The 24,460-nt window shown below is 66.7% G+C and carries 20 protein-coding genes; 5 read left to right on the top strand and 15 right to left on the bottom strand.

What is annotated here, in order from left to right; all coding sequences use genetic code 11:
• Positions 1 to 28 precede the first annotated feature (28 nt).
• The 10 genes from CFB40_RS06055 to hpnI all read right to left on the bottom strand — a co-directional run bounded on the left by CFB40_RS06055 (position 29) and on the right by hpnI (position 11,187).
• Positions 29 to 1,261 (bottom strand): aspartate aminotransferase family protein, encoded by a 1,233-nt coding sequence (locus tag CFB40_RS06055; protein ID WP_089430799.1) that lies wholly within the window; start codon positions 1,259 to 1,261, stop codon positions 29 to 31.
• 1,029 nt (positions 1,262 to 2,290) lie between these two features.
• Positions 2,291 to 3,334, bottom strand: a complete 1,044-nt coding sequence (locus CFB40_RS06045; protein ID WP_089430798.1) for a GlxA family transcriptional regulator — start codon at positions 3,332 to 3,334, stop codon at positions 2,291 to 2,293.
• 22 nt (positions 3,335 to 3,356) lie between these two features.
• The gene (locus CFB40_RS06040) at positions 3,357 to 4,157 is read right to left on the bottom strand and encodes an ABC transporter ATP-binding protein (protein ID WP_039348269.1); all 801 of its coding nucleotides are present in this window, start codon (positions 4,155 to 4,157) and stop codon (positions 3,357 to 3,359) included.
• Between the two features lie 20 nt (positions 4,158 to 4,177).
• On the bottom strand, positions 4,178 to 4,891 hold the full coding sequence (locus CFB40_RS06035; RefSeq protein WP_011351456.1) for an ABC transporter permease: 714 nt from the start codon (positions 4,889 to 4,891) through the stop codon (positions 4,178 to 4,180).
• The gene (locus CFB40_RS06030; protein WP_011351455.1) at positions 4,888 to 5,577 is read right to left on the bottom strand and encodes an ABC transporter permease; all 690 of its coding nucleotides are present in this window, start codon (positions 5,575 to 5,577) and stop codon (positions 4,888 to 4,890) included. The genes CFB40_RS06035 and CFB40_RS06030 overlap by 4 nt, the downstream gene beginning before the upstream one ends.
• A 276-nt stretch (positions 5,578 to 5,853) precedes the next feature.
• Positions 5,854 to 6,411 (bottom strand): hypothetical protein, encoded by a 558-nt coding sequence (locus CFB40_RS06025; protein ID WP_011351454.1) that lies wholly within the window; start codon positions 6,409 to 6,411, stop codon positions 5,854 to 5,856.
• An 87-nt stretch (positions 6,412 to 6,498) separates the two neighbouring features.
• Positions 6,499 to 7,548 carry a lysylphosphatidylglycerol synthase domain-containing protein gene (locus CFB40_RS06020; RefSeq protein WP_089424881.1) on the bottom strand — a complete coding sequence of 350 codons (1,050 nt, stop codon included), beginning with the start codon at positions 7,546 to 7,548 and terminating at the stop codon, positions 6,499 to 6,501.
• Positions 7,545 to 8,429 carry a hopanoid biosynthesis-associated protein HpnK gene (gene hpnK, locus CFB40_RS06015; protein ID WP_089424880.1) on the bottom strand — a complete coding sequence of 295 codons (885 nt, stop codon included), beginning with the start codon at positions 8,427 to 8,429 and terminating at the stop codon, positions 7,545 to 7,547. Before hpnK ends, CFB40_RS06020 begins: the two co-directional genes overlap by 4 nt.
• 3 nt (positions 8,430 to 8,432) lie before the next feature.
• A complete protein-coding gene (hpnJ, locus tag CFB40_RS06010) occupies positions 8,433 to 9,875 on the bottom strand; it encodes a hopanoid biosynthesis associated radical SAM protein HpnJ (RefSeq protein WP_306426918.1) in 1,443 nt (480 codons plus the stop codon).
• A 136-nt stretch (positions 9,876 to 10,011) separates the two neighbouring features.
• Positions 10,012 to 11,187 (bottom strand): bacteriohopanetetrol glucosamine biosynthesis glycosyltransferase HpnI, encoded by a 1,176-nt coding sequence (gene hpnI, locus CFB40_RS06005; RefSeq protein ID WP_089430797.1) that lies wholly within the window; start codon positions 11,185 to 11,187, stop codon positions 10,012 to 10,014.
• Positions 11,188 to 11,827: 640 nt separating this feature from the next.
• Here hpnI and CFB40_RS06000 point away from each other — a divergent pair.
• Entirely contained in the window at positions 11,828 to 12,826 is a 999-nt protein-coding gene (locus CFB40_RS06000) for an LLM class flavin-dependent oxidoreductase (protein WP_089425872.1), read from the top strand.
• 36 nt (positions 12,827 to 12,862) lie between these two features.
• Here CFB40_RS06000 and CFB40_RS05995 read toward each other — a convergent pair whose 3' ends face one another.
• Positions 12,863 to 13,924 carry an alpha/beta fold hydrolase gene (locus tag CFB40_RS05995; RefSeq protein ID WP_089430796.1) on the bottom strand — a complete coding sequence of 354 codons (1,062 nt, stop codon included), beginning with the start codon at positions 13,922 to 13,924 and terminating at the stop codon, positions 12,863 to 12,865.
• Positions 13,925 to 14,098: 174 nt separating this feature from the next.
• Between CFB40_RS05995 and pdxY the strand changes: the two genes are divergently transcribed.
• The 3 genes from pdxY (at position 14,099) to CFB40_RS05980 (ending at position 18,896) form a co-directional block, all read left to right on the top strand.
• Positions 14,099 to 14,959: a pyridoxal kinase PdxY gene (gene pdxY, locus CFB40_RS05990; RefSeq protein ID WP_069249245.1), complete on the top strand. Its 861-nt coding sequence runs from the start codon at positions 14,099 to 14,101 to the stop codon at positions 14,957 to 14,959.
• A gap of 279 nt (positions 14,960 to 15,238) precedes the next feature.
• Complete coding sequence (locus CFB40_RS05985; RefSeq protein WP_089430795.1) at positions 15,239 to 17,383, top strand: phosphocholine-specific phospholipase C; 2,145 nt, start codon at positions 15,239 to 15,241, stop codon at positions 17,381 to 17,383.
• A 364-nt stretch (positions 17,384 to 17,747) separates the two neighbouring features.
• Positions 17,748 to 18,896, top strand: coding sequence for a branched-chain amino acid ABC transporter substrate-binding protein (locus tag CFB40_RS05980; protein WP_089430794.1), 1,149 nt, complete (start codon positions 17,748 to 17,750; stop codon positions 18,894 to 18,896).
• A 136-nt stretch (positions 18,897 to 19,032) separates the two neighbouring features.
• Here the strand turns inward: CFB40_RS05980 and CFB40_RS05975 are convergent, their stop codons facing one another.
• Positions 19,033 to 19,782, bottom strand: a complete 750-nt coding sequence (locus tag CFB40_RS05975) for a FadR/GntR family transcriptional regulator (RefSeq protein ID WP_069247513.1) — start codon at positions 19,780 to 19,782, stop codon at positions 19,033 to 19,035.
• Between the two features lie 358 nt (positions 19,783 to 20,140).
• Between CFB40_RS05975 and gudD the strand changes: the two genes are divergently transcribed.
• A complete protein-coding gene (gene gudD / locus CFB40_RS05965) occupies positions 20,141 to 21,493 on the top strand; it encodes a glucarate dehydratase (protein ID WP_089430793.1) in 1,353 nt (450 codons plus the stop codon).
• A gap of 78 nt (positions 21,494 to 21,571) precedes the next feature.
• On the opposite strand, the gene CFB40_RS05960 is transcribed toward gudD, so the two are convergent.
• The 3 genes from CFB40_RS05960 to CFB40_RS05950 form a co-directional block, all read right to left on the bottom strand.
• Positions 21,572 to 22,036 carry a DUF2214 family protein gene (locus CFB40_RS05960; protein WP_089430792.1) on the bottom strand — a complete coding sequence of 155 codons (465 nt, stop codon included), beginning with the start codon at positions 22,034 to 22,036 and terminating at the stop codon, positions 21,572 to 21,574.
• Between the two features lie 39 nt (positions 22,037 to 22,075).
• Entirely contained in the window at positions 22,076 to 22,882 is an 807-nt protein-coding gene (locus CFB40_RS05955; RefSeq protein ID WP_089424872.1) for a hypothetical protein, read from the bottom strand.
• 237 nt (positions 22,883 to 23,119) lie between these two features.
• Positions 23,120 to 24,184: a glycosyltransferase family 4 protein gene (locus CFB40_RS05950; RefSeq protein WP_006476459.1), complete on the bottom strand. Its 1,065-nt coding sequence runs from the start codon at positions 24,182 to 24,184 to the stop codon at positions 23,120 to 23,122.
• Positions 24,185 to 24,460: the final 276 nt, after the last annotated feature.

Below are 24,460 nucleotides of genomic sequence, written 5' to 3'. Positions count from 1 at the left end.
TCGTTCCTGTCTGCGATGGGTGCGCCGATCAGCGCGCGGTGGCTTCCTGGGCGGCGAGCACTTGCTCGACTGCCTTCTCGAAGCGCTTCATGCCTTCGTCGAGCAGGTCGAACGGGATCACCAGCGACGGCACGAAGCGCAGCACGTTCGGGCCGGCGATCAGCATGATCAGGCCGTTTTCCGCGGCGGCGGTGACGAAGTCCTTCGCGCGGCCGTCGAATGCCGCGGTGAGTTCCGCGCCGACGAGCAGGCCCTTGCCGCGTACGTCCTTGAAGATGCCGAAGCGCGCGTTGATGCGCTCGAGCGCGCCTTTCAGGCGCACGCTGCGTTCGCGCACGCCTTCGAGCAGCGCCGGGTCGCTGATCAGTTCGACGACCTTGTCGGCGATTGCCGAGGCAAGCGGGTTGCCGCCGTACGTCGTGCCGTGCACGCCGACCTTGAAGTGCGCAGCGAGTTCGTTCGTCGTCAGCATCGCGCCGATCGGGAAGCCGTTGCCGAGCGCCTTGGCGGTCGTCAGGATGTCCGGCGTGACGCCGGTATCCATGTAAGCGTAGAACTGGCCGGTGCGGCCGACGCCCGTTTGTACTTCGTCGAAAATCAGCAGCGCGCCGTGCGCGTCGCACGCTTCGCGCAGTGCCTTCAGGAAGGCCGGATCGGCCGGGATCACGCCGCCTTCGCCTTGCACGGGTTCGACGATCACCGCGCAGGTTTGCGGGCCGATCGCGGCCTTGGCGGCTTCGATGTCGTTGTACGGCAGGTGCTTGATGCCTTCCGGCACGGGGCCGAAGCCTTCCGAGTATTTCGGCTGGCCGCCGACGCTGACCGTGAAGAACGTGCGGCCGTGGAACGACTGCACGAACGAGATGATTTCGGCTTTATCGGCGCCGTGGCGATCGAATGCGACGCGGCGCGCGAGTTTCAGGGCGGCTTCGTTCGCTTCCGCGCCGGAGTTCGCGAAGAACGCGCGGTCGGCGAAAGTCAGCGATTCGAGGCGCTTCGCGAGGCGCAGCACCGGCTCGTTCGTGTAGCCGTTGCCGATGTGCCAGAGCTTGCGGCCTTGTTCGTCCAGGACTTTCAGCAGTTCCGGGTGGCCGTGGCCGAGCGACGTCACCGCGATGCCGCACGCGAAGTCGATGTACTCGCGGCCGGCCGTATCCCACACGCGGGAGCCCTCTGCGCGATCCGGCACGAACGGCGCGGGGGAAAATACCGGCACCATCACTTCATCGAATGTCTGGCGGGTCACGGTCGAGGTCGTCATGGTCGTTCCTTTCGGTTTCGTAAGAGGGTTCAACAGGATCAAGTTTAGGTAAGGGTGACGCAAGCGTCTTGCGGAATTGCGACGGGTTCTATCGGAAGCGGATAGTGCGGTTTGTTTTTGCCCTTCCGGGCGGGGGCTTCGGTTTTGGTGGGCGTATTTTGAGGCTTTTTGGGCGGTTCGCTTGCGGGTTTCGTGAAGCACCTGTTGTCTTAGCGGTCTATTAGCGTCGCCCCTGCGCGGGGCGGCGGTTACTTTTCTTTGTCTTGCCAAAGAAAAGTAACCAAAAGAAAGGCGCTCGGAGAACGCATGACTTCCCGGTGCCATGGCACTCGGAGTGGATCGCGCCTAAGTGTCCGCGCCAGGCCAGAACGCGGAGTGGTTCGAGCAATGGTTCTGACACCTCCCACTACCCTACAGAGCGGTATACCGCCCGCCAGCTCCGCCCTCGCTTCGCTCGGCCGACAGGTACACCCCCTCCAGTAACGCTCCAGGTCAATCAGTCCAGCAATCACTCGCGAGCCCCCTAATTCAGCGAATCAAGGCATGCCCTCATTCGCCAGGAAAAAGGGACGCAGCACGCACCTACGTGCTCACGACGTTATCAAACACTCACCAATGGCAAGCAGTCCGATAGGTACGAATGATGTGAGAAAAGAGGGTTGGGTGGTTTGCTGATGCATCGCCAGCAGAAGCACGCAAGTGCAGCAATGCGACGTGAAGTACCTTGCAGCCGAGCGTAGCGAGGATGGAGCTGGCGGGCGGTATACCGCTCTGTTGGGTAGTGGAGGATGTCAGAACCATTGCTCGAACCACTCCGCGTTCTGGACTGGCGCGGACACTTAGGCGCGGTCCACTCCGCGCACTACGGCACCGGGAGGTCATGCGTTCTCACAGCGCCTTTCTTTTGGTTACTTTTCTTTGGCAAGACAAAGAAAAGTAACCGCCGCCCCGCGCAGGGGCGACGCTAATAGACCGACAAGACAGCAGGTGCTTCACGAAAACCGCAAGCGAACCACCAAAAGAACAAAATCACCCCCTATCCCCGCGCTCGACAAGCGCGCCCCCACGAGGCTCGCCGCCGCCCCCGGTCTGCTTCTCGAGCCAGGCTCGCCGATCCTCCCGAGGCGTGACTCCAAACCTTTCGCGGTAAGCGTTAGAAAAGTGCGCAGCAGAAGAGAACCCACAGGCGAGAGAAACTTGAACAACCGACTTGCTAGTCCGCTGCAACTGAGTCCGAGCCTTGAGCAACCGAAGATTGAGGTAATACTTGGAGGGCATCGCCCCGAGATACTGTCGAAAGAGCCGTTCCAGTTGCCGGCGTGACACGCCAACGAGCTCGGCGATTTCATCGGTGGTCAACGGATCCTCGACATTGGCTTCCATCAAAAGCAAAGCGTCATTCAACCGAGGATGCCGCTCGCCCGGCGCAGTCACAAAAGGAATCCGCTGCCGCTCCTCGCCGCTCCGCAAAGTCCCGGCGCCGAGCGCATCGGCGATCCTTTCCGCGAGATCCGGCCCATGTTCCCGGCCAATCATGGCCAGCATGAAGTCAACGGTGGCTTGCCCACCCGCACAGGTAGCCCGATCGCGATCGATCTCGAAGATCTGCTGCGTGACGATCGACCGCTCGAACTGTTCGGCGAACTGCTGATACGTCTCCCAGTTCACGCTCACGCGATACCCGGAAAGCTGCCCGGCCATGGCCAGCCACCAAACGCCATGATGAATGCCGGTCACGACAGGCGTGCGCTGCCCCACCCTCGCGAGACTCGCGAGAAACAACCGATAGTCGGCAAACTGCTGAAACCGCTCCGACACGACGATGACCCAGTCACACGCGATCGCATCGTTGAACGCCGCATCGGCATGCCACTGCGCGCCGCCGGCGAGCGGCACCGGCCGCCCGTCCCACGAACACACCTGCCAGCGATACAGCAGCCGCCCGTCGATCTCGTTCGCGAGATTCAGCGCATCGACGATCGGACCCACGCCCGACATCGACACGGGCGGCAATGCAACGATCGCCACCTGCGTCGTGCGGGTGGCGCCTGCGGGACGAGACACCGGTACCACGGTCGAAACCTGCCCTGTCGCGTTACTTGAGACTGCCCGACAGGAACTGCTTCAGCCGCTCGCTCTGCGGGCGGACCAGCACTTCCTTCGGATCGCCCTCTTCCTCGGTCCGCCCCTGATGCAGGAACATCACGTGGTTCGACACGTTGCGCGCGAAACCCATCTCGTGCGTGACGACGATCATCGTGCGGCCTTCCTCGGCGAGCTTCTGCATCACCTTCAGCACTTCGCCCACCAGCTCAGGGTCGAGCGCCGACGTCGGCTCGTCGAACAGCATCACGTCCGGATGCATCGCCAGCGCCCGTGCAATCGCCACGCGCTGCTGCTGGCCGCCCGAAAGATGCGACGGATACTGCTTCTCGACGCGCGGCGGCAAGCCGACCTTCTCCAGGTACTCGCGCGCCCGCTCCTCGGCTTCCTTCTTCGAAATGCCGAGCACGTGCACCGGCGCTTCCATCACGTTCTCGAGCACGTTCATGTGCGCCCAGAGGTTGAAGTGCTGGAACACCATCGCGAGCTTCGTGCGGATGCGCTGCAGCTGCTTGTGATCGGCGACTTCGAGCGCACCGGCGCGGTCGGTCTTCGTGCGCACGGCCTCGCCGTCGACGACGATCTGCCCCGCATTCGGCCGCTCGAGAAAGTTGATGCAGCGCAGGAACGTGCTCTTGCCCGAGCCGCTCGCGCCGATGATGCTGATGACGTCGCCGGCCTTCGCGTTCAGCGACACGCCCTTGAGCACTTCGTTGTCACCGTAGCGCTTGTGAATGTCGACCGCGGCAAGCTTGGTGGAAGCGGCAGCGCTCGTTTGAGTGATCTCGGCCAACTGGCTCTCCTCGAAGTGATTCAATGACGGGCGGCCGCGAGATACGCAAGCCAGTGGCGCTCCGCGCGGCGAAACGCCGCGACGAGTGCGAACGATACCGCAAGATAGATCAGCGCGGCGATCCCGAACGACTGGAACGCCATGTAGGTCGCGGAATTCGCGTCACGCGCGACCTTCAGGATGTCCGGCACGGTCGCGGTGAACGCGACAGTCGTCGCGTGCAGCATCAGGATCACCTCGTTGCTGTACAGCGGCAGCGCGCGGCGCAGCGCCGACGGCAGGATCACGCGGCGATACATCGTGAACGGCGACATCCCGTACGCCCGTGCAGCCTCCACTTCACCGTGCGGAATCGCGCGGATCGCACCCGCGAAGATCTCCGTGGTGTACGCGCAGGTATTCAGCGCGAACGCGAGAATCGCGCAGTTGAAGCCGCTGCGGAAGAACGCGTCGAGCAGCGAGTGCGATCGCACGAACTCGAGGCTGTACATGCCCGTGTACAGCAGCAGCAACTGCACGTAGAGCGGCGTGCCGCGGAACACGTACGTGTAGAACCGCACCGGCGTCGACACCCACTTGTTCTTCGACACGCGTGCAACCGCGAGCGGCACCGCGCATACGAAGCCGAGCGAAATCGATGCGACGAGCAGCCACAGCGTCACCGCGAGGCCGGAGAGGCGCTGGCCGTCCCAGTAAAGGAACGCCTGGCCGAATTCCTGGAGAATTTCGATCATAGATCTGCGTGCCGCACGCCCATGGAATAACGCTTCTCGAGCTGGATCAGCACGAGGTTGGAAACGGTCGTGATCGCGAGATAGATCAGCGCCGCGACGAGGATGAAGAAGAACATGTTGAACGTGCTCTTGCCGGCGTCCTGCGCGGCCTTCACGACGTCCGCGAGGCCGATGATCGACACCAGCGCGGTGGCCTTCACGAGCACCTGCCAGTTGTTCCCGATCCCCGGCAGCGCGAAGCGCATCATCTGCGGAAACATGATCCGCGCGAACACGCGCGCGCCGCTCATCCCGTACGCCGCGCCGGCTTCGAGCTGGCCGCGCGGCACCGACAGGAACGCACCGCGGAACGTCTCGGTGAAGTACGCGCCATAGATGAAGCCGAGCGTCAGCACGCCGGCCACGAACGGGTCGATGTCGATCTGGTCCCAGCCGACGAAGTCGGTGAACTGGTTCAGCCAGATCTGGATGCTGTAGAACAACAGCAGCATCAGGACGAGATCGGGCACCGAGCGGATCAGCGTCGTATAGCCGGTCGCGATCGCTCGCAGCACCCGGTTGTGCGACAGCTTCGCCACCGCGCCGATCAGCCCCAGCGCCACCGCAGTGGCGAGCGACAGCACCGACAGCTCGATGGTCTGCACGGTGCCGGCCCAGAGGACAGGACCAAAGCCGTAAAGGAACACGCGCGTCTCCAGAGTTGGAATGGATGCCGACGCGTCTGCCTGTCCCGCGCCGGGCTGACGCGGATAGTCGCAAGCGAAATTGATTGCCTCAAACCACCTTGCGCGTGATTGCTGCGTCGCAACAATCCGTCCCATCATTTGCAACCACGGCGTACGCCGCTGTTTCAAAAGGAAAAAAGCCGCTTCCTGACAACCGGATAACCGGCGGGGAAGCGGACTTTTTGCAATTTTCCGGTCGCTTTTTCGATATAGCGCCGAAGGAGGCTGCGGCTACGCCTATCGCCCCTTCAGGATGTCGGAGCGCGAAGTCGTATAGACAAGCCCGTCCGGGCCGAAATGGACGTTGAAGAATGCGTCGGTGTTGACGCCGTCCTCGAGCCAGCGCCAGCTCCAGACGATCTCGGGCTTGAGCGGATACTGCGCGATGTCGCCGGGCTTGCCGAGCAGGCGCCGCACCTCGTCCTCGTTCATCCCGGGGCGCACCTTCGCGAAATTCTCGGCGGTCAGCACCTGCGTCGCGCCCGTGTAGCGGCCGTTCGCATCGAGATCGACGAACCACGTCTGGTTGCCCATCGGGCCGCGCGGGTATTCGAGCCGCTTCGAGCCGTCGGTGAAGTCGCGCTCGGTCTCGGGCTTGCCCATCGTGCCGCGCACGTCGGCCTCGGTCGATTCGCCGACCTTCAGCCCCTTCAGCAGCAGCGGCGCGGGCTTGATCGCGTTGAAGAAATCCCTGATACGTTGCACGTCGAGATTGCCTTGCTTGTCGTCGCAGCCGGTCAGCGCCAGCGCGGCGGCCAGCATCGTCACGGGAAGCAGCCGGAAACGGAAATTCATCGGAAGAAATGCGCGTCGAGAAAACACGCGGCAAGGATACCCGCGCAGCGCCAAAAGCGCGAGACGGGCGCGCGGCCCGTCTCGCGTTCAATGCATCGTTTCGGTTTCAGTCTCGGCCCGGGTCGTGCGGCTCGTCGCTTGCGGCGCCCGTGGCACGGCCGGCGGCACGTCGATACGGCGCCGCGTGCGCACGAGTTCGGCCAGTTGCCACGAACCGAGCGCCAGGCAGCCGAACAGCACCTCGCGGCCGCGCTTGACCAGCGCGAGCGACAGCGCCGTCTCGCGGTCGACGCCGAACATCTGCGCGAGCAGCACGACGGTCGCCTCCTGTACGCCGAGGCCGCCCGGCACCATGAATGCCGCATGGCGCACGGCCTGCGCCATCGCCTCGATCGCGATCGCGCCGCCGATCGACACCGGATGGCCGAGCAGCGCGAGCGCCCAGTAGATCTCGAGCGCGCCGAGCACGTAGCCGGCCAGCTGCCAGAAGAATGCGCTGAACAGCAGGCCCGTGCGCGACATCAGCCCATCGATGTCGGCGTCGAGCCGCTTGCCGTCGACGCCCTGCAGCAGCCGGTGCGAATCGCCGAGCAGGCGGCCCGCGAAACGCTCGATCGCATGGAAGATGCCGCCACGGCGCATCAGCACGACGCCGAGCACCGGCAGCGGCAGCGTGAGCAGCAACGCGAGACCGATCGTGCCGCCGCCCATGCTGTCCGTCGTCGCGAGCAGCAGCACGAGACCGAGCGCGGCGAACGCATACTGGACGACGATCGTCACGAGCAACTCGACGATCACCGATGCCGTCACGCGGCTCGCGTCGGGCACCTGCCAGCGCGCGAGGCGGATGCCGACGATCTCGCCGCCGATCCCGACCACCGGCAGCAGCCGGTTCACGGCCTCGCGCACGGTCGCGATCCACCACAGGAAGGGCAGCGACGAGCGCTTGTCGAGCAGCAGGTGCCACGCGTAGGCGTCGAGCAGCAGCGGCAGCGCATGAAACGGCACGAGCCACAGCAACGCATAACCGGCGCGCGCGAGCATCTGCGACACGTCGCCGATGCCTTCGTGCAGCCCCAGCGCGAGCAGGATGCCGATGCCGAGCGGCCAGCCGAGCCATTTGATCCACTTGGTCATGACGGCTGCGCTCCCGGTGCGCGCGACGCCGGCGCGGCGCGCCGTGCGGCGGGCTGGCCGAACACGTCGGCAAAGCCGCCGGTCGCGACGCCCGCCGCCTTCAATGCGGCCGCGACGCGCGGCGACAGCAGCGCATCGAGTTCGTCCGCCGGACGGTAGCCGGCCATCGTCGGCGTGATCGGGCCGTCGCCGGCCTCGGCCGGATGGCAGTAGATCTCGCCGACACCCGGCGGCAGCTTGGCGAGCGCATCGAGCAGCACGGCCTCGTCCATCGCGCCCGTATGCTCGATGCCGACCACATAGTCGTTGTGCGCGAGCCCCGCGCGGTCGAGCCGCGCGCGCACGAGCGCGATCCACGGCTTGAGCAGCGCGGGCGCGCTCGTCTCGTACGGCAGCCGCACCGCGCGCAACCCGTAGTCGCGGCCGATCTCGATGATCAGCGACAGGACGGTCGGATGCAGGTGGAAATGCTTGTGCGCGTTCACGTGGTCGAGCGGCAAGCCGCTCGCCGCGAACGCGTCGAACTGCGCGCGAATCTCGCGGCGCAGCTGCGCCCGCACGTGCGGCAGGAAGAAGAAGCGGCAGCCGTCCTTCGCCATCGCATCGCCGAACCGCCCGTCGGGGCCGACGAGCGCGGGAATCTCACGTGCGGGCAGCGTGGCCGGCCCGTCCGCGAGGACGAGATGCAGGCCGACCGCGAGCGACGGCAGCCGCCGCGCGCGCTCGATCGCATCGTGCGCGGCGGGCGCGCCGACCATCAGGCTGGCGGCATTCAGCACGCCGTCGCGGTGCGCGCGCTCGACCGCCGCGTTGACACGCGGGTGCAGCCCGAAGTCGTCCGCGGTGAAGATCAGCGCCCGCGCCGCCGGCTGCGTCGCCATGAATCAGGCCTCGTGTGCGCGCAGGAAGCGGAAGAACTCGACACCTTCGCGCAGGCGGCGCTTCATCATGTCCCAGCTCGTCAGCATCTCGCGGACGATCTCCCAGATCTTCGACGGGCGGAAGTAGAACTGGCGATAGAACTGCTCGAGATGGTGATAGATCTCGTCGCGCGAGAGGTGCGCATAGCCGATCGCCGCGAGCTGCACGCCTTCCTTGCTCACCAGGTTGATGGTCTTGTTCTCTTCCATCCAGCCGTTTTCCACGGCCTGCTTGTAGAGCGTCGTGCCCGGATACGGTGCGGCGAGCGAGACCTGGATCGTGTGCGGATTGATTTCCTTCGCGTACTCGATCGTCTTCTTGATGGTCTCCTGCGTCTCGCCCGGCAGGCCGAGGATGAAGGTGCCGTGGATCTTGATGCCGAGCTTCTTGCAGTCCGCGCTGAAGCGGCGCGCGAAATCGGTGCGCACGCCCTTCTTGATGTTCACGAGGATCTGGTCGTCGCCGGATTCGAAGCCGACCAGCAGCAGGCGCAGGCCGTTTTCCTTCATGACCTTCAGCGTCTTGTACGGCACGTTCGCCTTCGCGTTGCACGACCACGTGATGCCGAGCTTGCCCAGGCCGATGGCGATGGCTTCAGCGCGCGGCAGGTCGTCGGTGAAGGTGTCGTCGTCGAACATCAGTTCCTTCACTTCCGGCATGTTGTCGCGGATCCACTTCGCTTCCGCGAGCACGTTCTCGACCGAGCGCGTGCGGTAGCGATGGCCGCTGACCGTCTGCGGCCACAGGCAGAAGGTGCAGCGCGACTTGCAGCCGCGGCCCGTGTAGATCGACACGTACGGATAGTTGAGGTAGCCGATGAAGTAGTTGTCGATCTTCAGGTCGCGCTTGTAGACGGGCGCGACGAACGGCAGTTCGTCCATGTTCTCGAGGATCGGACGCGCTTCGTTGTGCTCGATCGAGCCGTCCTTCGCGCGCCAGCTCAAGCCCTTGATCTCGGGGAACGGCTTGCCTTCGGCGATTTCCTTGCAGGTGTAGTCGAATTCCTCGCGGCACACGAAGTCGATTGCGTCACTCGCCGTGAGCGAGTTGTGCGGATCGACCATCACCTTCGCGCCGACCATGCCGACCAGCATCGACGGCTTCATCTTCTTCAGGTCCTGCGCGAACATCGCGTCGGTCGGGAACGACGGCGTGCTCGTGTGGATGATCACGAGGTCGTAGTCGTTGGCGATCTTCAGCGTTTCCTCGACCGACAGGCCGTCGGCCGGTGCGTCGACGACGCGGCTGCCCGGCACGAGCGCGGCCGGCTGCGCGAGCCACGTCGGATACCAGAAGGAACGGATTTCGCGCTTCGCCTGATAGCGCGACCCGGCTCCGCCGTCGAAGCCGTCATACGAAGGGGCCTGCAAGAACAGCGTTTTCATGAATGCTCCGGTAGCCTGCATAGTTCGATTCGTCACAACGATTCAGTCAAAAAACCGCGGGCCGCCCTGCCGGCGCCCGCCTCTCTGTCATGTCGCGCCGCGCGGCCTCGCCGCGCAGCGCGTCTCGGCCCTCGGGCCGGGTTCGGTCGGAACGGCCCTAGCGGCCGTCCACTGCTTCCACCGCCGCCGTCGCGCGTTCGCCGCCGACGACCGTCATCCTCGCGCCGCGCCACACCACGTGCGTGCCGAACACGGCCGCGAGCCACTCGAGCGCGAGCAGCGTGTCGCGCACCGCGACGAGCGGCAGGTCGCGCCAGAACGCGCGCCAGCCATCTTCACCGCGGGCGTGCAGCACGAGCCGCCCGAACGCGCCCACCACGGCCGCCCAGCCCGCCAGCGCGCCGGCGAAGGTGCCGTCGAGGCGCAGCGCGAGCGCCGCGCCGATCGCGAGCCACGGCACGGTAAACGTAATGAACAGGAACGCGAAGCCGGCCGGGTTCAGCGAACGGATCGTGCGCAGCCAGCGCGTCTCGCGGTGCCACAGCGGCCCGAACGACGGTTCGATCACGTCGGTCGCGACCTCGACCTCCGACAGCACGGTGCGTCGCCCGAGCCGGCGCGGCAGCTCGCCCAGCCAGAAATCGTCGGCCAGTTCGTCCTTCAGCGCGGGAAAGCCGCCGATCCGGTCGAGCGTGTCGCGCGTCAGCGCGAGCGTCGCGCCGAAGCCGAAGCGGCTCGAGCGGCCGAGGTGCGTGATCCGGACCGACGGGGCGAACCATGCGTCGACGAACTGCGCGCCGATCCGCGTCCAGAACCCGCCGACGCTGCGCGCATGATACAGGCACGTGACGACACCGACCGACACGTCGGCGAGCGGCGCCGTCACGCACTCCAGATAGTCGGGCTTCACCGCGATGTCGCTGTCCGCGATCACGATGCGGCCGTACTTCGCGCGCTCGGCGAGGTTGATCAGGTTGCTGACCTTCAGGTTCTTGCCGTGCACGCGCGCGTCGATCACGAGCGTGATGTCGCACTCCGGATAATCGGCGCGCAGCCGTTCGACCACGGCAATCGCCGGATCGGCCGCCGACGCGACGCCGAACAGCACTTCATACCGCGGATGGCGCTGCTCACAGAACGTCGCGAGGTTTTCGTACAGGTGCGGCTCCGCGCCGCACAGCGGCTTGAGCACGCTGACCGGCTCGAAGCCGTCGCGCACGGCCGTGCGCGGCGTACGCGGCCGCGGTGCGAACGCGGCGACGAGCGCATAGCCGGCCGCGGCCAGCGTGAAGACGATCAGGAGCCAGTCGAGCATCGTTGCGGTTGCCGTCATGCGCGACGCCTCCCGGCGACCTGAACGCCATGGAGAACGCTTGAGCATGATTGCGCGTGATTCGGTATTCCGACAACGACGAACGCGGGCACGACCCGACTCCTTGTTCCAGCAGCGCCTGTATATGAGGGAGGCTCGGCCCATCCTTCGGATACGGCCATGCCCGGCTTCGCGTGGTGCATCTCCGCGCGACGCCCGGACGGGATGCGGGAAGATTCGTATGGCTACCTTCGGCACAACATGGGTAGGCGCCGGATTTTAGCAGCCTGCGGCACCCCGCGCTCGGCGCTACGAGAAACGGACTGGTGCAATTCCGGCAAAGCTGCGCAGTCGGCGAACCATTTGGGCGCACCCGCGTTCACGTTAGCGTAAGCGGTTTGCAGGCGTATTGCAGTCTTGAAAAGACTACGTTTCGTGCAAATTTGTACGTCGATGCGGATTCACATCCAATCGCCGTAAAGAACGGTAATTAATCGGCGATTAGATTGATTTTTGCAACGACCGCCGAATTCGACCCTGCACCCCTGAACCGCGCATGGGTATCGGGCCGCCGCCAGCACGTTCCGGAACCCTTTGGCAAAATCCTTGGCATTTGTTGCGTCAGCGCATCACCGCGCGCGCCCCTTTCGAAGGCCATCCGATGACTCCGTTTTCCGTACTCGATCTCGCCCCCATTCCGGCCGGCGCCGACGCCTCCCAGGCATTCCGCAACACCGTCGATCTCGCGCAGCACGCGGAGCGCTGGGGTTACCAGCGCTACTGGCTCGCCGAGCATCACAACATGCCCGGCATCGCGAGCGCGGCAACGGCCGTCGTGATCGGCCATGTCGCGGGCGCCACGCGGACGATCCGGGTCGGGTCGGGCGGCATCATGCTGCCGAACCACGCGCCGCTGGTGATCGCCGAGCAGTTCGGCACGCTCGCGTCGCTGTATCCGGGGCGCATCGACCTCGGCCTCGGCCGCGCGCCCGGCACCGACCAGACCACGTCGCGCGCGCTGCGCCGCGACCTGATCGGCAGCGCCGACTCGTTTCCGGATGATGTCGCCGAGCTGCAGCGCTACTTCGCGGAGCCGGTGCCCGGCCAGCGCGTGCGCGCGGTGCCCGGCGCAGGGCTCGACGTGCCCGTGTGGCTGCTCGGCTCGAGCCTGTTCAGCGCCCAGCTCGCCGCGATGCTCGGGCTGCCGTTCGCGTTCGCGTCGCACTTCGCGCCGGATTACCTGATGCGCGCGCTCGAGATCTATCGTGCGCAGTACCGGCCGTCGGCCGCATGGCCGAAGCCGCATGCGATGGTCGGCGTCAACGTGTTCGTCGCCGATACCGACGACGAGGCGCGGCGCCTGTTCACGTCGCTGCAGCAGCAGTTCATCAATCTGCGGCGCGGCACGCCGGGCAAGCTGCCGCCGCCGGTCGACGTGCTCGAGGCAAACGAGCTCGAACTCGCGACCGTTGCGCATTCGCTGTCGTTCGCGGCGGTCGGCTCGCGCGACACGGTGCGCGACAAGCTGCGCGACCGCATCGCGCAGACGGGAGCCGACGAGCTGATCGTCACCGCGCAGATCTACGATCATGCGGCACGGCTGCGCTCGTTCGAATTGACCGCGCAGATCCGCGACGAGCTCGCGAGCGAAGCGCGCTGACGGCGCGCGCCCGGGCCGCCTGCGGCCGGCCCCGCATCACTGCGGGTGCACGGCCTCCAGCCCGTCGAGCAGCGCCTTGTGGAACGCGTCCGGATCCTGGATCTGCGGCGCGTGGCCGAGCGCCGGGAACTCGACGAGCTGCGCGCCGGGGATCGCCGCCTGCGTGCGCTTCGCGAGTTCCGGGTAGCGGCCGAGCTTCGCATGCACGTCGGGCGGCGAGACGTCCTTGCCGATCGCGGTCGTGTCCTTGTCGCCGATCATCAGCAGCGTCGGCACGCGGATCGCGCCGAGTTCATAGATCACCGGTTGCGTGAGGATCATGTCGTAGATCAGCGCGGAGTTCCATGCGACCGCGTCGCGACCGACGCCACGGTACATCCCGGCCAGCATCTGCACCCAGCGCTCGTACGACGGCGACCACTTGCCCGCGTAGTACGTGCCCTGCTCGTAGCGGCGAATGCCGTCGGCCGTGGTCTTCAGCTCGCGCGCATACCAGTAGTCGACCGGCAGCGGCGGCACGCCGAGCGCCTTCCAGTCCTCGAGGCCGATCGGGTTCACGAGCACGAGCTGGTCGGTCGCCTTCGGATACATCAGCGCGTAGCGCATCGCGAGCATCCCGCCCGTCGAGTGGCCGACGATCGTCGCCGACTTCACCCCCACCGATTCGAGCAGCGCATGCGTATTGCGTGCGAGCTGCTGGAAGCTGTACTGGTAACGATCGGGCTTCGACGACTTGCAGAAACCGATCTGGTCCGGCGCGATCACGCGATAGCCGGCGCGGCTCAGCACGCCGATCGTGTCCTCCCAGGTCGCCGCGCAGAAGTTCTTCCCGTGCAGCAGCACGACGGTGCGGCCGTTCGGGTGGGCCGGCTGCACATCGAGGTAGGCCATCTCGAGGGTTTCGCGCTGCGACACGAACGTGTAGAGATGCACGGGCGCCGGATAGGCGAACCCTTCCAGGCGCGGGCCATACACGGGCCCGTCGTTGCCGGCGGGCGATGCGGCGGCCGCCATGGCAGGCACGGCGCACGCGACGGCGACACCCGCGCCGAGCACGGCGGCGCGCGCGGCAAACAACATCTTGCGAATCGAAAGCATGGCGATCACGGTGATTGGAGACGCACGCGGGCGGCCGGGCCGTTCTCGCGCCCCGCGATTCTACGCGGTCGCGCTGACGACGGCGCGCAACACTCCGGCGCCGCGCGACTTCCGCGCCCGCGACGAACTCGGGTATCGTGTGACGTGACCCTGAAACGCGTGCAGGCGCTTCCCATGAAAAACGTCCTCAGCATTCAGTCGCACGTCATCTACGGCCATGCCGGCAACAGTGCGGCCGTGTTCCCGATGCAGCGCCTCGGCGTCAACGTCTGGCCGCTCAATACCGTCCAGTTGTCGAATCACATGCAGTACGGTCACTGGGCCGGCAGCGCGATCGATGCCGCGAAGATGGAGCAGCTCGTCGACGGCATCGCGGCGATCGGCGCACTCAAGCGCTGCGACGCCGTGCTGTCCGGCTTCCTCGGTTCGCCGCCGCAGGCGCGTGCGGCTATCGAGATCGTCCGCTCGGTGAAGGCGATGAATCCGAACGCGTGGTACTTCTGCGATCCGGCGATGGGCCAGACGGGCGGCATCCGGCCCGAGCCCGGCGTCGAGGAATTCATGGTCCAGGAGGTGCCGGCGCTCGCGGACGGCATGTCGCCGAACCACACCGAACTGCAGAAGCTCGCCGGGCGGCGCATCGAAACCGTCGCCGAAGCCGTCGAAGCCTGCCGCTCGCTGATCCGTCGCGGCCCGCAGATCATCCTCGTCAAGCACCTGCACGACCGCAACAGCCCCGCCGATCGTTTCAACATGCTCGCGGTCACCGAAACCGAAGCGTGGATCGGCCAGCGCCCCCTGTACGCGTTTCCGCGCCATCCGGTCGGCGTCGGCGACCTGACCAGCGCGATTTTCGTCGCCTGCCGGCTGCGCGGCGACTCCGTGCGCGCGGCATTCGAGCACACGCTCGCGGCCGTGCACGCGGTCGTGAAGGCCACCTACGATGCGCGCCGCTACGAGCTCGAACTCGTCGCCGCGCAGGACGAAATCGCGCGCCCGAGCGAATGGTTCGGCGCGTGGGTCACGGACGCCTGACACGCCGGCATCGCCCTGCGCTTCACCGGCGCGCATCCCGCGCCACATCGCTTTCCCGCCTCATCCCTGCCGCACCGCGACCGCTGGCGACATTCGCCCGACGCCGCTTCGATATCGCTTCGACGCGGATGCAAACGTTTCCGGACTTCACATGAATGACACCGATTTCTCGCTATGCTCGCGGCGGCACCACCCGGCGCAGCCGCATCCTGCGACCCGGGCGCGCCCTTCCAGCAGGTCCTGCCAATCGGCTCCCCCCTTTACCGCACGATAACGACCATGACCCGATCGAACCGTCGTGACTTCCTGCGCGTCGCTGCCGGCACCGCCGGCGCCGCCGCGCTGAACCTGTTCCCCCCCGTGATTCGCGATGCGCTTGCGATTCCTGCGAACCGCCGCACCGGCACCATCCGCGATATCGAACACATCGTGATCCTGATGCAGGAGAACCGCTCGTTCGACCACTACTTCGGCACGATGCGCGGTGTCCGCGGCTTCGGTGACCCGCGTCCGCTGCGCCTCGCGAACGGCAAGTCGGTGTTCCACCAGCCGGTCGGCCCGGCCGAGCTGCTGCCGTTCCACCCGGGCGCGGACAAGCTCGGCCTGCAGTTCCTGCAGGACCTGCCGCACGGCTGGCAGGACATGCACGCCGCCTGGAACAAGGGCCGCTACGACCAGTGGGTGCCGAACAAGGGCACCACGACGATGGCGTACCTGAAGCGCGACGACATCCCGTTCCACTACCAGCTCGCCGACGCGTTCACGATCTGCGACGCGTACCACTGCGCGATCCCGAGCTCGACCGACCCGAACCGCTACTACATGTGGACGGGCTACGTCGGCAACGACGGCACGGGCGGTGGCCCCGTGCTCGGCAACGAGGAAGCGGGCTACGGCTGGACGACCTATCCGGAAGTGCTCGAGAACGCCGGCGTGTCGTGGAAGATCTACCAGGACGTCGGCACCGGCCTGAACGCCACCGGGTCGTGGGGCTGGACGCAGAACCCGTACATCGGCAACTACGGCGACAACTCGCTGCTCTACTTCAACCAGTACCGCACCGCGCTGCCCGGCACGCCGCTGTACGACAAGGCGCGCACCGGCACCAACATCAGCGCGGGCGGCACGCTGTTCGACATCCTGCAGCAGGACGTGAAGAACGGCACGCTGCCGCAGGTGTCGTGGATCTGCGCGCCGGAAGCGTATTCCGAGCACCCGAACTGGCCGGCGAACTACGGCGCGTGGTACATCGAGCAGGTGCTGAAGGCGCTCGTGTCGAACCCGGAGGTATGGAGCAAGACCGCGCTCTTCATCACGTACGACGAAAACGACGGCTTCTTCGACCACGTGCAGCCGCCGTTCGCGCCGCAGTCGCGCGACAACGGGCTGTCGACGGTCGCGACGACCAACGAGGTGTTCCCCGGCGACGCATCGCACATGGCCGGCCCGTACGGGCTCGGGCCGCGCGTGCCGATGCTCGTCGTGTCGCCGTGGACGAAGGGCGGCTGGGTCTGCTCGCAGACCTACGATCACACGTCGCTGCTGCAATTCATCGAGGCACGTTTCGGCGCGCAATACCCGGTCAAGGCCGGCAACATCTCGCCGTGGCGCCGCGCGGTGTGCGGCGACCTGACCGCCGCGTTCGATTTCGCCACGGCCGATGCCGGCTGGCCGACGTTGCCGGATACGAGCAGCTATGCGCCGCCCGACCGCCTGCGCCATCCCGACTACATCCCCGTGCCGCCGGTGCTGCAGAAGCTGCCGAAGCAGGAGGCCGGGCTGCGTCCGGCGCGCGCGCTGCCGTACGAGCTGTTCGTGCACGGCCGCGTCGAATCGGTGAACGGGCTGTTCCGGCTGACCTTCGCGAACACGGGCCGGGCAGGCGCCGCGTTCCAGGTGCAGTCGCGCAATCGCCTCGACGGCCCGTGGGCGTACACGGTCGAAGCCGGCAAGCGGATCGCCGACACGTGGAGCGCCGCGGCGTCGCTCGGCCTGTACGACCTCGACGTGTACGGCCCGAACGGCTTCTACTGCCATTTCCGCGGCCCGTTCGCGACCGGCGTCGGCAGCGCGAACGTGAACCCCGAGGTGATCTACGGCTACGACGTCGCGAACGGCAACATCACGCTGCGCCTGATGAACCGCGGCCACAAGGCCGTGCGGCTCAAGGTCACGAACGCGTACGGCCACGGCCGCGCGCGCACGTTCGACCTCGCACCGGGCCAGCAGGTCGACGACTACTGGGATCTGCGCGGCAGCCACGGCTGGTACGACCTGACCGTCAGCGACGGCCGCCTGCTCGGCTTCCTGCGCCGCTTCGCGGGGCACGTCGAAACCGGCCGCCCGAGCACCAGTGATCCCCTGATCCGCACGCACGCATCGCACGACGATGCCGAAGCCGCATCGGACGCCCTGTCCGACTGACGGCGTCGCGTGCGCGGCGCGGCCCCGGCGGGCCGCGCCGCCTTCCTGTCTCCCCCTCCTCTCCGCCCGCTCCGTTCGCGACGGGAAACTCCCGATACCGGCTGCCGCCGCACGCGCGGAAGCTATGCGCAAATCCGCACCGAATGCGCGGCGAATTGCCAAGACCCCGGCATATCGGCGACCTATATATCGAGGCGATCGGGGCGCTTCTTCGCAGAGCCTGACGGGAGATTCTTCCGAGGATAACGATGCCGACCTCCCCGCCCGATTCCGAGAAGCGGTCGAACCGCCCGCCCGTCGCACGCGTCCGGCCCGCCCGGGCGCATGCGGTACTCACTCGCAGGTGTCGAACAAGAGGAACAACATGAAATTCCGTCATTCCCTGCTGTCGGTGTCGATTGCATCCGCGCTTGCTCTCCTCTCGCAACAGGCCGCCCAGGCCGCCGATACGACCGACGTGAAGGTCGGCTTCGCCGCGCCGCTCACCGGCGTGAACGCCGGTTACGGCAAGGACCTGCAGAACGGCGTGCAGCTCGCGCTCGACGATGCCGCCGCGCAGAAAGTGCAGATCGCCGGCAAGCCTGTCCACTTCAACCTCGTCGTGCAGGACGACCAAGCCGACCCGCGCATCGGCGTGCAGGCCGCGCAGGCGCTCGTCGACCAGAACGTGTCGGTCGTGGTCGGCCACTTCAACTCGGGGACGACGATTCCGGCATCGGTCGTCTACGACAAGGCCGGCATCCCGGTGATCGATCCAGCGGCGACCAACCCGACGCTCACCGCGCGCGGGCTCGCGAACATGTTCATGGTGATCGCGACCGACGGCCAGAACGCGGGCAACGCGGGCAAGTACGCGGTCGACGTGACGAAGGCGAAGCGCATCGCGATCATCGACGACCGCACCGCGTTCGGCCAGGGCGAGGCCGACGAGTTCGAGAAGGCCGTGAAGGCGGCGGGCGGGAACCTCATCGGCCGCGAATTCACCAGCAACCAGGCGGTCGACTTCCGCGCGCAGATCACGAGCCTGAAGGCGAAGAATCCCGACCTGATCTTCTTCGGCGGCCTCGATTCGCTCGCCGCGAACTTCATCAAGCAAATGCGCCAGCTCGGGCTGAATGCGCAGTTCGTCGGCGGCGGCGGCGTGAAGGACAACGAGTTCATCAAGATCGCGGGCCCGGCCGCCGAAGGCGCGATGGCGTGGGAATACGGCCGGCCGCTCGACGAGTTGCCGCAAGGGAAGGATTTCGAGGCGCGCTTCAAGAAGCGCTTCGGCGTCGACGTGCTGTCGTACGCGCAGTTCGGCTACGACGCGGCGTGGGCGGCGATCAAGGCGATGCAGGCGGCCGGCTCGACCGACCCGAAGGTCTATCGCCCGGCGCTGAAGAAGATCGACTTCGAAGGCGTGACCGGCCGCATCTCGTTCGCGACCGACGGCTCGCTGAAGAGCGGGATGTCGACGCTGTACCAGGTGAAGAGCGGCGCGTGGAAGACGATCACGACGAAGGGAGGCTGATCGGCGGTGCCGGCGGCCGGCGGCGGCAACGCCGCCCGGCCTCGGCGATCGATGAAGGGAGATCGATCTTGTATGACGACTGATGTTGAGGCGATTCGACCGGCCGGCGGCACCGTGGGCCGCGCCGCCCGGTGCGTCAGCCGGCCTCGGCTTCGGCCGCCTCGTGCGCGCGGCGCAGCCGTTCGCGGCTGTTGGTGAGGTGCGTGCGCATCGCCGCACGTGCCGCTTCCGGGTCGTGGCGCGCGATCGCCTCGTAGATATCCTCGTGCTCGTGGTTCAGCCGGCCGACGTAGCGCTCCAGATCGTCGCCGGCAAAGCGGGCCGAATTCACGCGCGTGCGCGGAATGATCGACGTGCCGAGCTGTGTCATGATGTCGACGAAATAGCGGTTGCCGGTGGACTGCGCGATCTGCAGGTGGAACTGGAAGTCGAGCTGCGCCGTGTCGCGGCCGCCGCCCGCCCCCGATGCGATCGCGTCGAGCGCGCGCCGCAGCGCGGCCAGGTCGGTATCGTTCGCGCGTTGCGCGGCCAGGCTCGCGCATTCGCTCTCGAGGCTGATGCGCAGTTCCAGCACCGCGAGCACGTCGCGCAGCGTCGTGATCGTCGCCGGGTCGATGCCGAGCGTCTGGCGGCGCGACGGCTCCAGCACGAAGCTGCCGATGCCGTGGCGCGTCTCGATGAGGCCGCTCGCCTGCATCCGCGAGATCGCCTCGCGCACGACCGTCCGGCTCACCCCCTGCGCCGCCATGACTTCGGTTTCGGTCGGCAGCTTGTCGCCGGGACGCAGCGTGCCGTTTTCGATCTGCGCGGTCAGCGCGTCGACGACATCTTGTGCGAGGCTGCGTGCGCGACGGCGCGGCGCTGCGGGAAGCGTAGGCACGGACATGAGGCCGGTTCCTTTTTGAATGATCGTAATGTGAGCCGAGGGTTTACGCGGGGTTTGAGCGAAAGCCGATGATTCATTATACTGCGTCACAAGTCATCCGACGACTGATGATCGAAACACGGATCTCCTGTCGACTCAAGCGAGCACTCCTGCGCCGCCTGGTCCCATGTCTTACGATCAGCCAGCGTTCGCGTTCTGCGCTCCGCTGGTCAGGTTGTCGCTCCCACCCCGTTTCGGGTTGCGTCGACCTGCGGGGCTTGCGCGCCGCGCATGTCGGTTGTCGAATGATCGCACCTCCCGTCGCGCGCGGCAAAGCTTTTGCCGCACGGCATTGCCCACCCTTTCGCCATCGCCGCCCATGAACGCCGTCACTGCCTCGCCCTCCCACGACACGCCGCGTATCGTCGACCTGCAAGCGATTCCGGTCGCCGGCCACGACAGCATGCTGCTCAACCTGAGCGGCGCACACGGCCCGTTCTTCACCCGCAACCTCGTGATCCTGAAGGACAGCGCGGGCCGCACCGGCGTCGGCGAAGTCCCGGGCGGCGAAAGTATCCGACGCACGCTCGACGATGCGCGCGCACTCGTCGTCGGCCAGCCGGTCGGCAATTACCACGCGGTGCTCAACGACGTGCGGCGCACCTTCGCCGACCGCGACGCGAGCGGCCGCGGGCTGCAGACCTTCGACCTGCGCACGACGATCCACGCGGTCACCGCGCTCGAAGCCGCGCTGCTCGACCTGCTCGGCCAGCATCTCGGCGTGCCGGTCGCCGCGCTGCTCGGCGAGGGCCAGCAACGCGAGCGCGTCGAAATGCTCGGCTACCTGTTCTACATCGGCGATCGCACGAAGACCGCACTCGCCTACCGCGACGGCAGCGGCGCGACCGACGACTGGACGCGCGTGCGCGACGAAGCCGCGCTGACGCCCGAGGCCGTCGTGCGGCTGGCCGAGGCCGCGCATGCGCGCTACGGCTTCAACGACTTCAAGCTGAAGGGCGGCGTATTCGAAGGCGCGAGCGAGATCGAGGCCGTGACGGCGCTCGCCGAGCGCTTCCCCGACGCGCGCGTGACGCTCGACCCGAACGGTGCGTGGTCGCTCGACGAGGCCGTGCGGCTGTGCCGCGACCAGCATCACGTGCTCGCGTACGCGGAAGATCCGTGCGGCGCGGAGAACGGCTACTCGGGCCGCGAGGTGATGGCCGAATTCCGCCGCGCGACGGGGCTACCGACCGCCACCAACATGATTGCGACCGACTGGCGGCAAATGGGTCAAGCGGTGCAGTTGCAGGCCGTCGACATCCCGCTCGCCGACCCGCACTTCTGGACGATGCAGGGTTCGGTGCGCGTCGCGCAGATGTGCCGCGACTGGGGCCTCACGTGGGGCTCGCATTCGAACAACCATTTCGACGTGTCGCTCGCGATGTTCACGCACGTCGCGGCCGCCGCGCCGGGCCAGGTCACCGCGATCGACACGCACTGGATCTGGCAGGACGGCGAGCGGCTGACGCGCGAACCGCTGAAGATCGAGAACGGGCTGGTGGAAGTGCCGAAACGGCCGGGGCTCGGCATCGATATCGACATGGATGCCGTCGCGGTCGCGCACGAGTTGTACAAGCAGCACGGGCTCGGTGCCCGTGACGACGCGGCGGCGATGCAGTATTTGATTCCGGGCTGGACCTTCAACAACAAGCGCCCCTGCCTCGTGCGCTGAGCGCGGGTGCGGCCGGGCGGCAGGGTCGCCCGGTCGAGCTGGGGCCGGCCCTACCCGGCCGCACCTACCCGGCCAGGCCTAGCCGGCCGCCCCAATCCCCCGCGCCATCCCCGACGCGGCGAACACGATGACGATCACGAGCACCGCCTGCCAATGGCCGATCCGCACATAGGTGCGCGCACGGCCGAGATCAGGCATCTGCTGCTGCCGCGCGGCGATGCGCCACCGGATCAGCCCGAGCATCGGCACGACCTCGAGCAGCAGGATCAGCACGAGCGCGGTCATCTTCAGGTGAAAGAGCGGTTCGTGCAGGTAGTACGCGGCGCCTTTCTCGAAACCGCCGAACGCGCGCATTATGCCCGTCGCGATCAGCACGAGCGCCGATAGCCCCCACGCGGCATCCGCCTTGAATACGCCGGGCAAGTCGGCCGCCTGCGCCGACGCGATGAGCCGGCGCAACGCGCGGTTACGCCCCGCAATCGCGGCAAACGCGACGCCGAACGCACTCAGGTGAACGGCAGCCAGCAACCAACGGACGATCATCTCGCCTCCTTGTCGCCCGCACGCCGTGCGCGGGCCTTGTCAGACGATCTGCTTGAGCGCGGCGTCGAGCGCGAGCACCGCGACGCGATCACCTTCGGTCGCGAGCGGCGCCCGCATGACGATCTGCCGGTTATGGCCGACGGCCGCCGGCGAATCCCACAGCAGTTCGACCTTCGGCCGATTGAACAGGCTGCCGCGGCGCGGCGGCACGACGGCCGGCTGCGCGTCCGCGGCACCGTCGCCTGCGGCAGGCGCCGCCCGGCCGGGCCAGCGCACCGACAGTTCGCGCGCGTCGTATTGGCCAACCTTGCGGCTTTCCATCCACACGATCGCGGTGCGCGTCAGCACGTCGAGCGAAATCGCATAACGGCCGACCGCGAAGCGGCGGGCGGCCACGTTGGTCCGCCACAGCGGCCGCGGGCGGCAGATCCAGACGATCGCCGCATAAAGCGCCGGTGCGGCGACAAGCCAGCCGTTGGTCGCCGTCACCGCCTGCAGCGCGAGGCGCCAGCCGTCCACCCAGACGAACATGCCGATCGACCAGACCGCGAACAGCAAACCGATCAGCGCGAAGACGCGCAGCGCCTGGCGCAGCCATTGCGGCAGCGGATGGAACGGCCGTTCGGCGCGCGCGACGGCGCCCGGCAGCGCGAGCAGCAGGAAGATCAGGAGAAGGTAGATGAACGCCCAGGGCGACGACACCATCGCCGACAGCGACGAGCGATAGCCCATCTGGGACATCGAGAACAGCCAGCGCGCGAGCAGCACGAGACCGATCGCACGCAACGCGAAGATCACACCGGCGCCGGGGGCCGGCGCTGCGCGCGTGGATTTCGTTCTCGCCAAGACTGCTCTCCTCTGGTTATTCGTGCGGGGCCGGATTTCACGGCACGGCCATTATAGGGACATTACCGTCTGGACAGACGGACGGATGCCCTGCCGGGCCGCTTCGGGGGCCGTTCGCAGCGTCGGGCGCGGCGAGAATACAACAGATCCGCGCCGTGGATGTGACAACGCCCCGCCGGGAACCCGGACGGGGCGTCGATGGCAAGCCGCGCGCCGCAGCGCGGCGGCGGCCCGCAATCAGCTTGCGTTGACTTCGCGCAGCACCGTGCGACGCTTCTGGCGCAGCAGTTCCTCGTAGCCCTTCACGTAGTTCTGCGCCATCACCTTCGACGAGAAGCGGGCTTCGAACGCGGCGCGGACCTTCTCGCGCGGCAGCGTATCGAGGCGCTTGAGCGCGGCAACGGCCGACAGCTCGTCTTCGACGACGAAGCCCGACACGCCGTTGTCGATCACTTCCGGCACCGAGCCGCGCTTGAACGCGATCACCGGCGTGCCGCAGGCCATCGCCTCGATCATCACCAGGCCGAAGGGCTCCGGCCAGTCGATCGGGAACAGCAGCGCATGCGCGTTGCCGAGGAATTCGGTCTTTTCCGACTCGCTGATTTCGCCGATGTACTCGACGTGCGGCAGCGCGAACAGCGGCTTGATCTTCTCTTCGTAGTACGCGCGGTCAGCCTTGTCGAGCTTCGCGGCGATCTTGATCGGCAGGCCGGCCTGCTCGGCGATGCGGATCGCCGTGTCGACGCGCTTCTCCGGCGAGATGCGGCCCAGGAACGCGAGGTAGCTCGGCTTGACGTTCGGGATCGGCGTCAGCAGGTTTTCCGGCAGGCCGTGGTAGACGGTCGACAGCCAGTTCGCCTGCGGCAGCGGGATGCGCTGGTTGTCGGAGATCGACACGACCGGCACGTCGCTGAATGCGTTGAAGATCGGCTGCAGTTCCGGCAGGTCGAGACGGCCGTGCATCGTCGTCAGATGCGGGACCGGCTGGCGCGAGAACAGCGAGAACGGGTAGTAGTCGATGTGGCAGTGCAGGACATCGAACTCTTCCGCGCGGCGGCGCACCTGCTCGAGGAGCAGCATGTGCGGGGCCATCACGTCGCGGATCGTCGGGTCGAGGCGCAGCGCCTGCGGCCAGCAGGCTTCGAGCTTCGCGGAGGTTTGCGAATCGCCGCTCGCGAAGAGCGTGACGTCATGCCCCATCTCGACAAGTGCTTCGGTGAGGTAGGACACCACTCGCTCGGTGCCGCCGTACAGTTTCGGGGGCACCGCTTCGTGCAACGGAGCGATTTGGGCGATTCGCATGCGTAACTCCTAAAAAATCGGCTAAAAACCAGGTATGGGTCGGCAACCTGCCGGCGGTCCGGGCTGGATGCAGGTCGTCCGAAGATCGGACGAATCAGCCTGCCGGGGGCGTCGAACCCGCGCTGCTCAAGGAGCGTCGGCGACGCGACAGGCATAGAACGTTTGAAACGAAGACCCGTTGACAGGGGTTCGTAAAAAACCTGGAATCGAACCCGGAGCCGATTATCTAGGGTTAATCCCGATACGGCGCACAACATTTCAAACACTTTACTTTGT

Origin of the sequence: Burkholderia sp. AU31652, from assembly GCF_002223155.1 — a bacterium.
In the GTDB taxonomy this organism is placed as follows: Bacteria; Pseudomonadota; Gammaproteobacteria; order Burkholderiales; family Burkholderiaceae; genus Burkholderia.
This window is presented reverse-complemented; position numbering and strand designations above follow the sequence as displayed.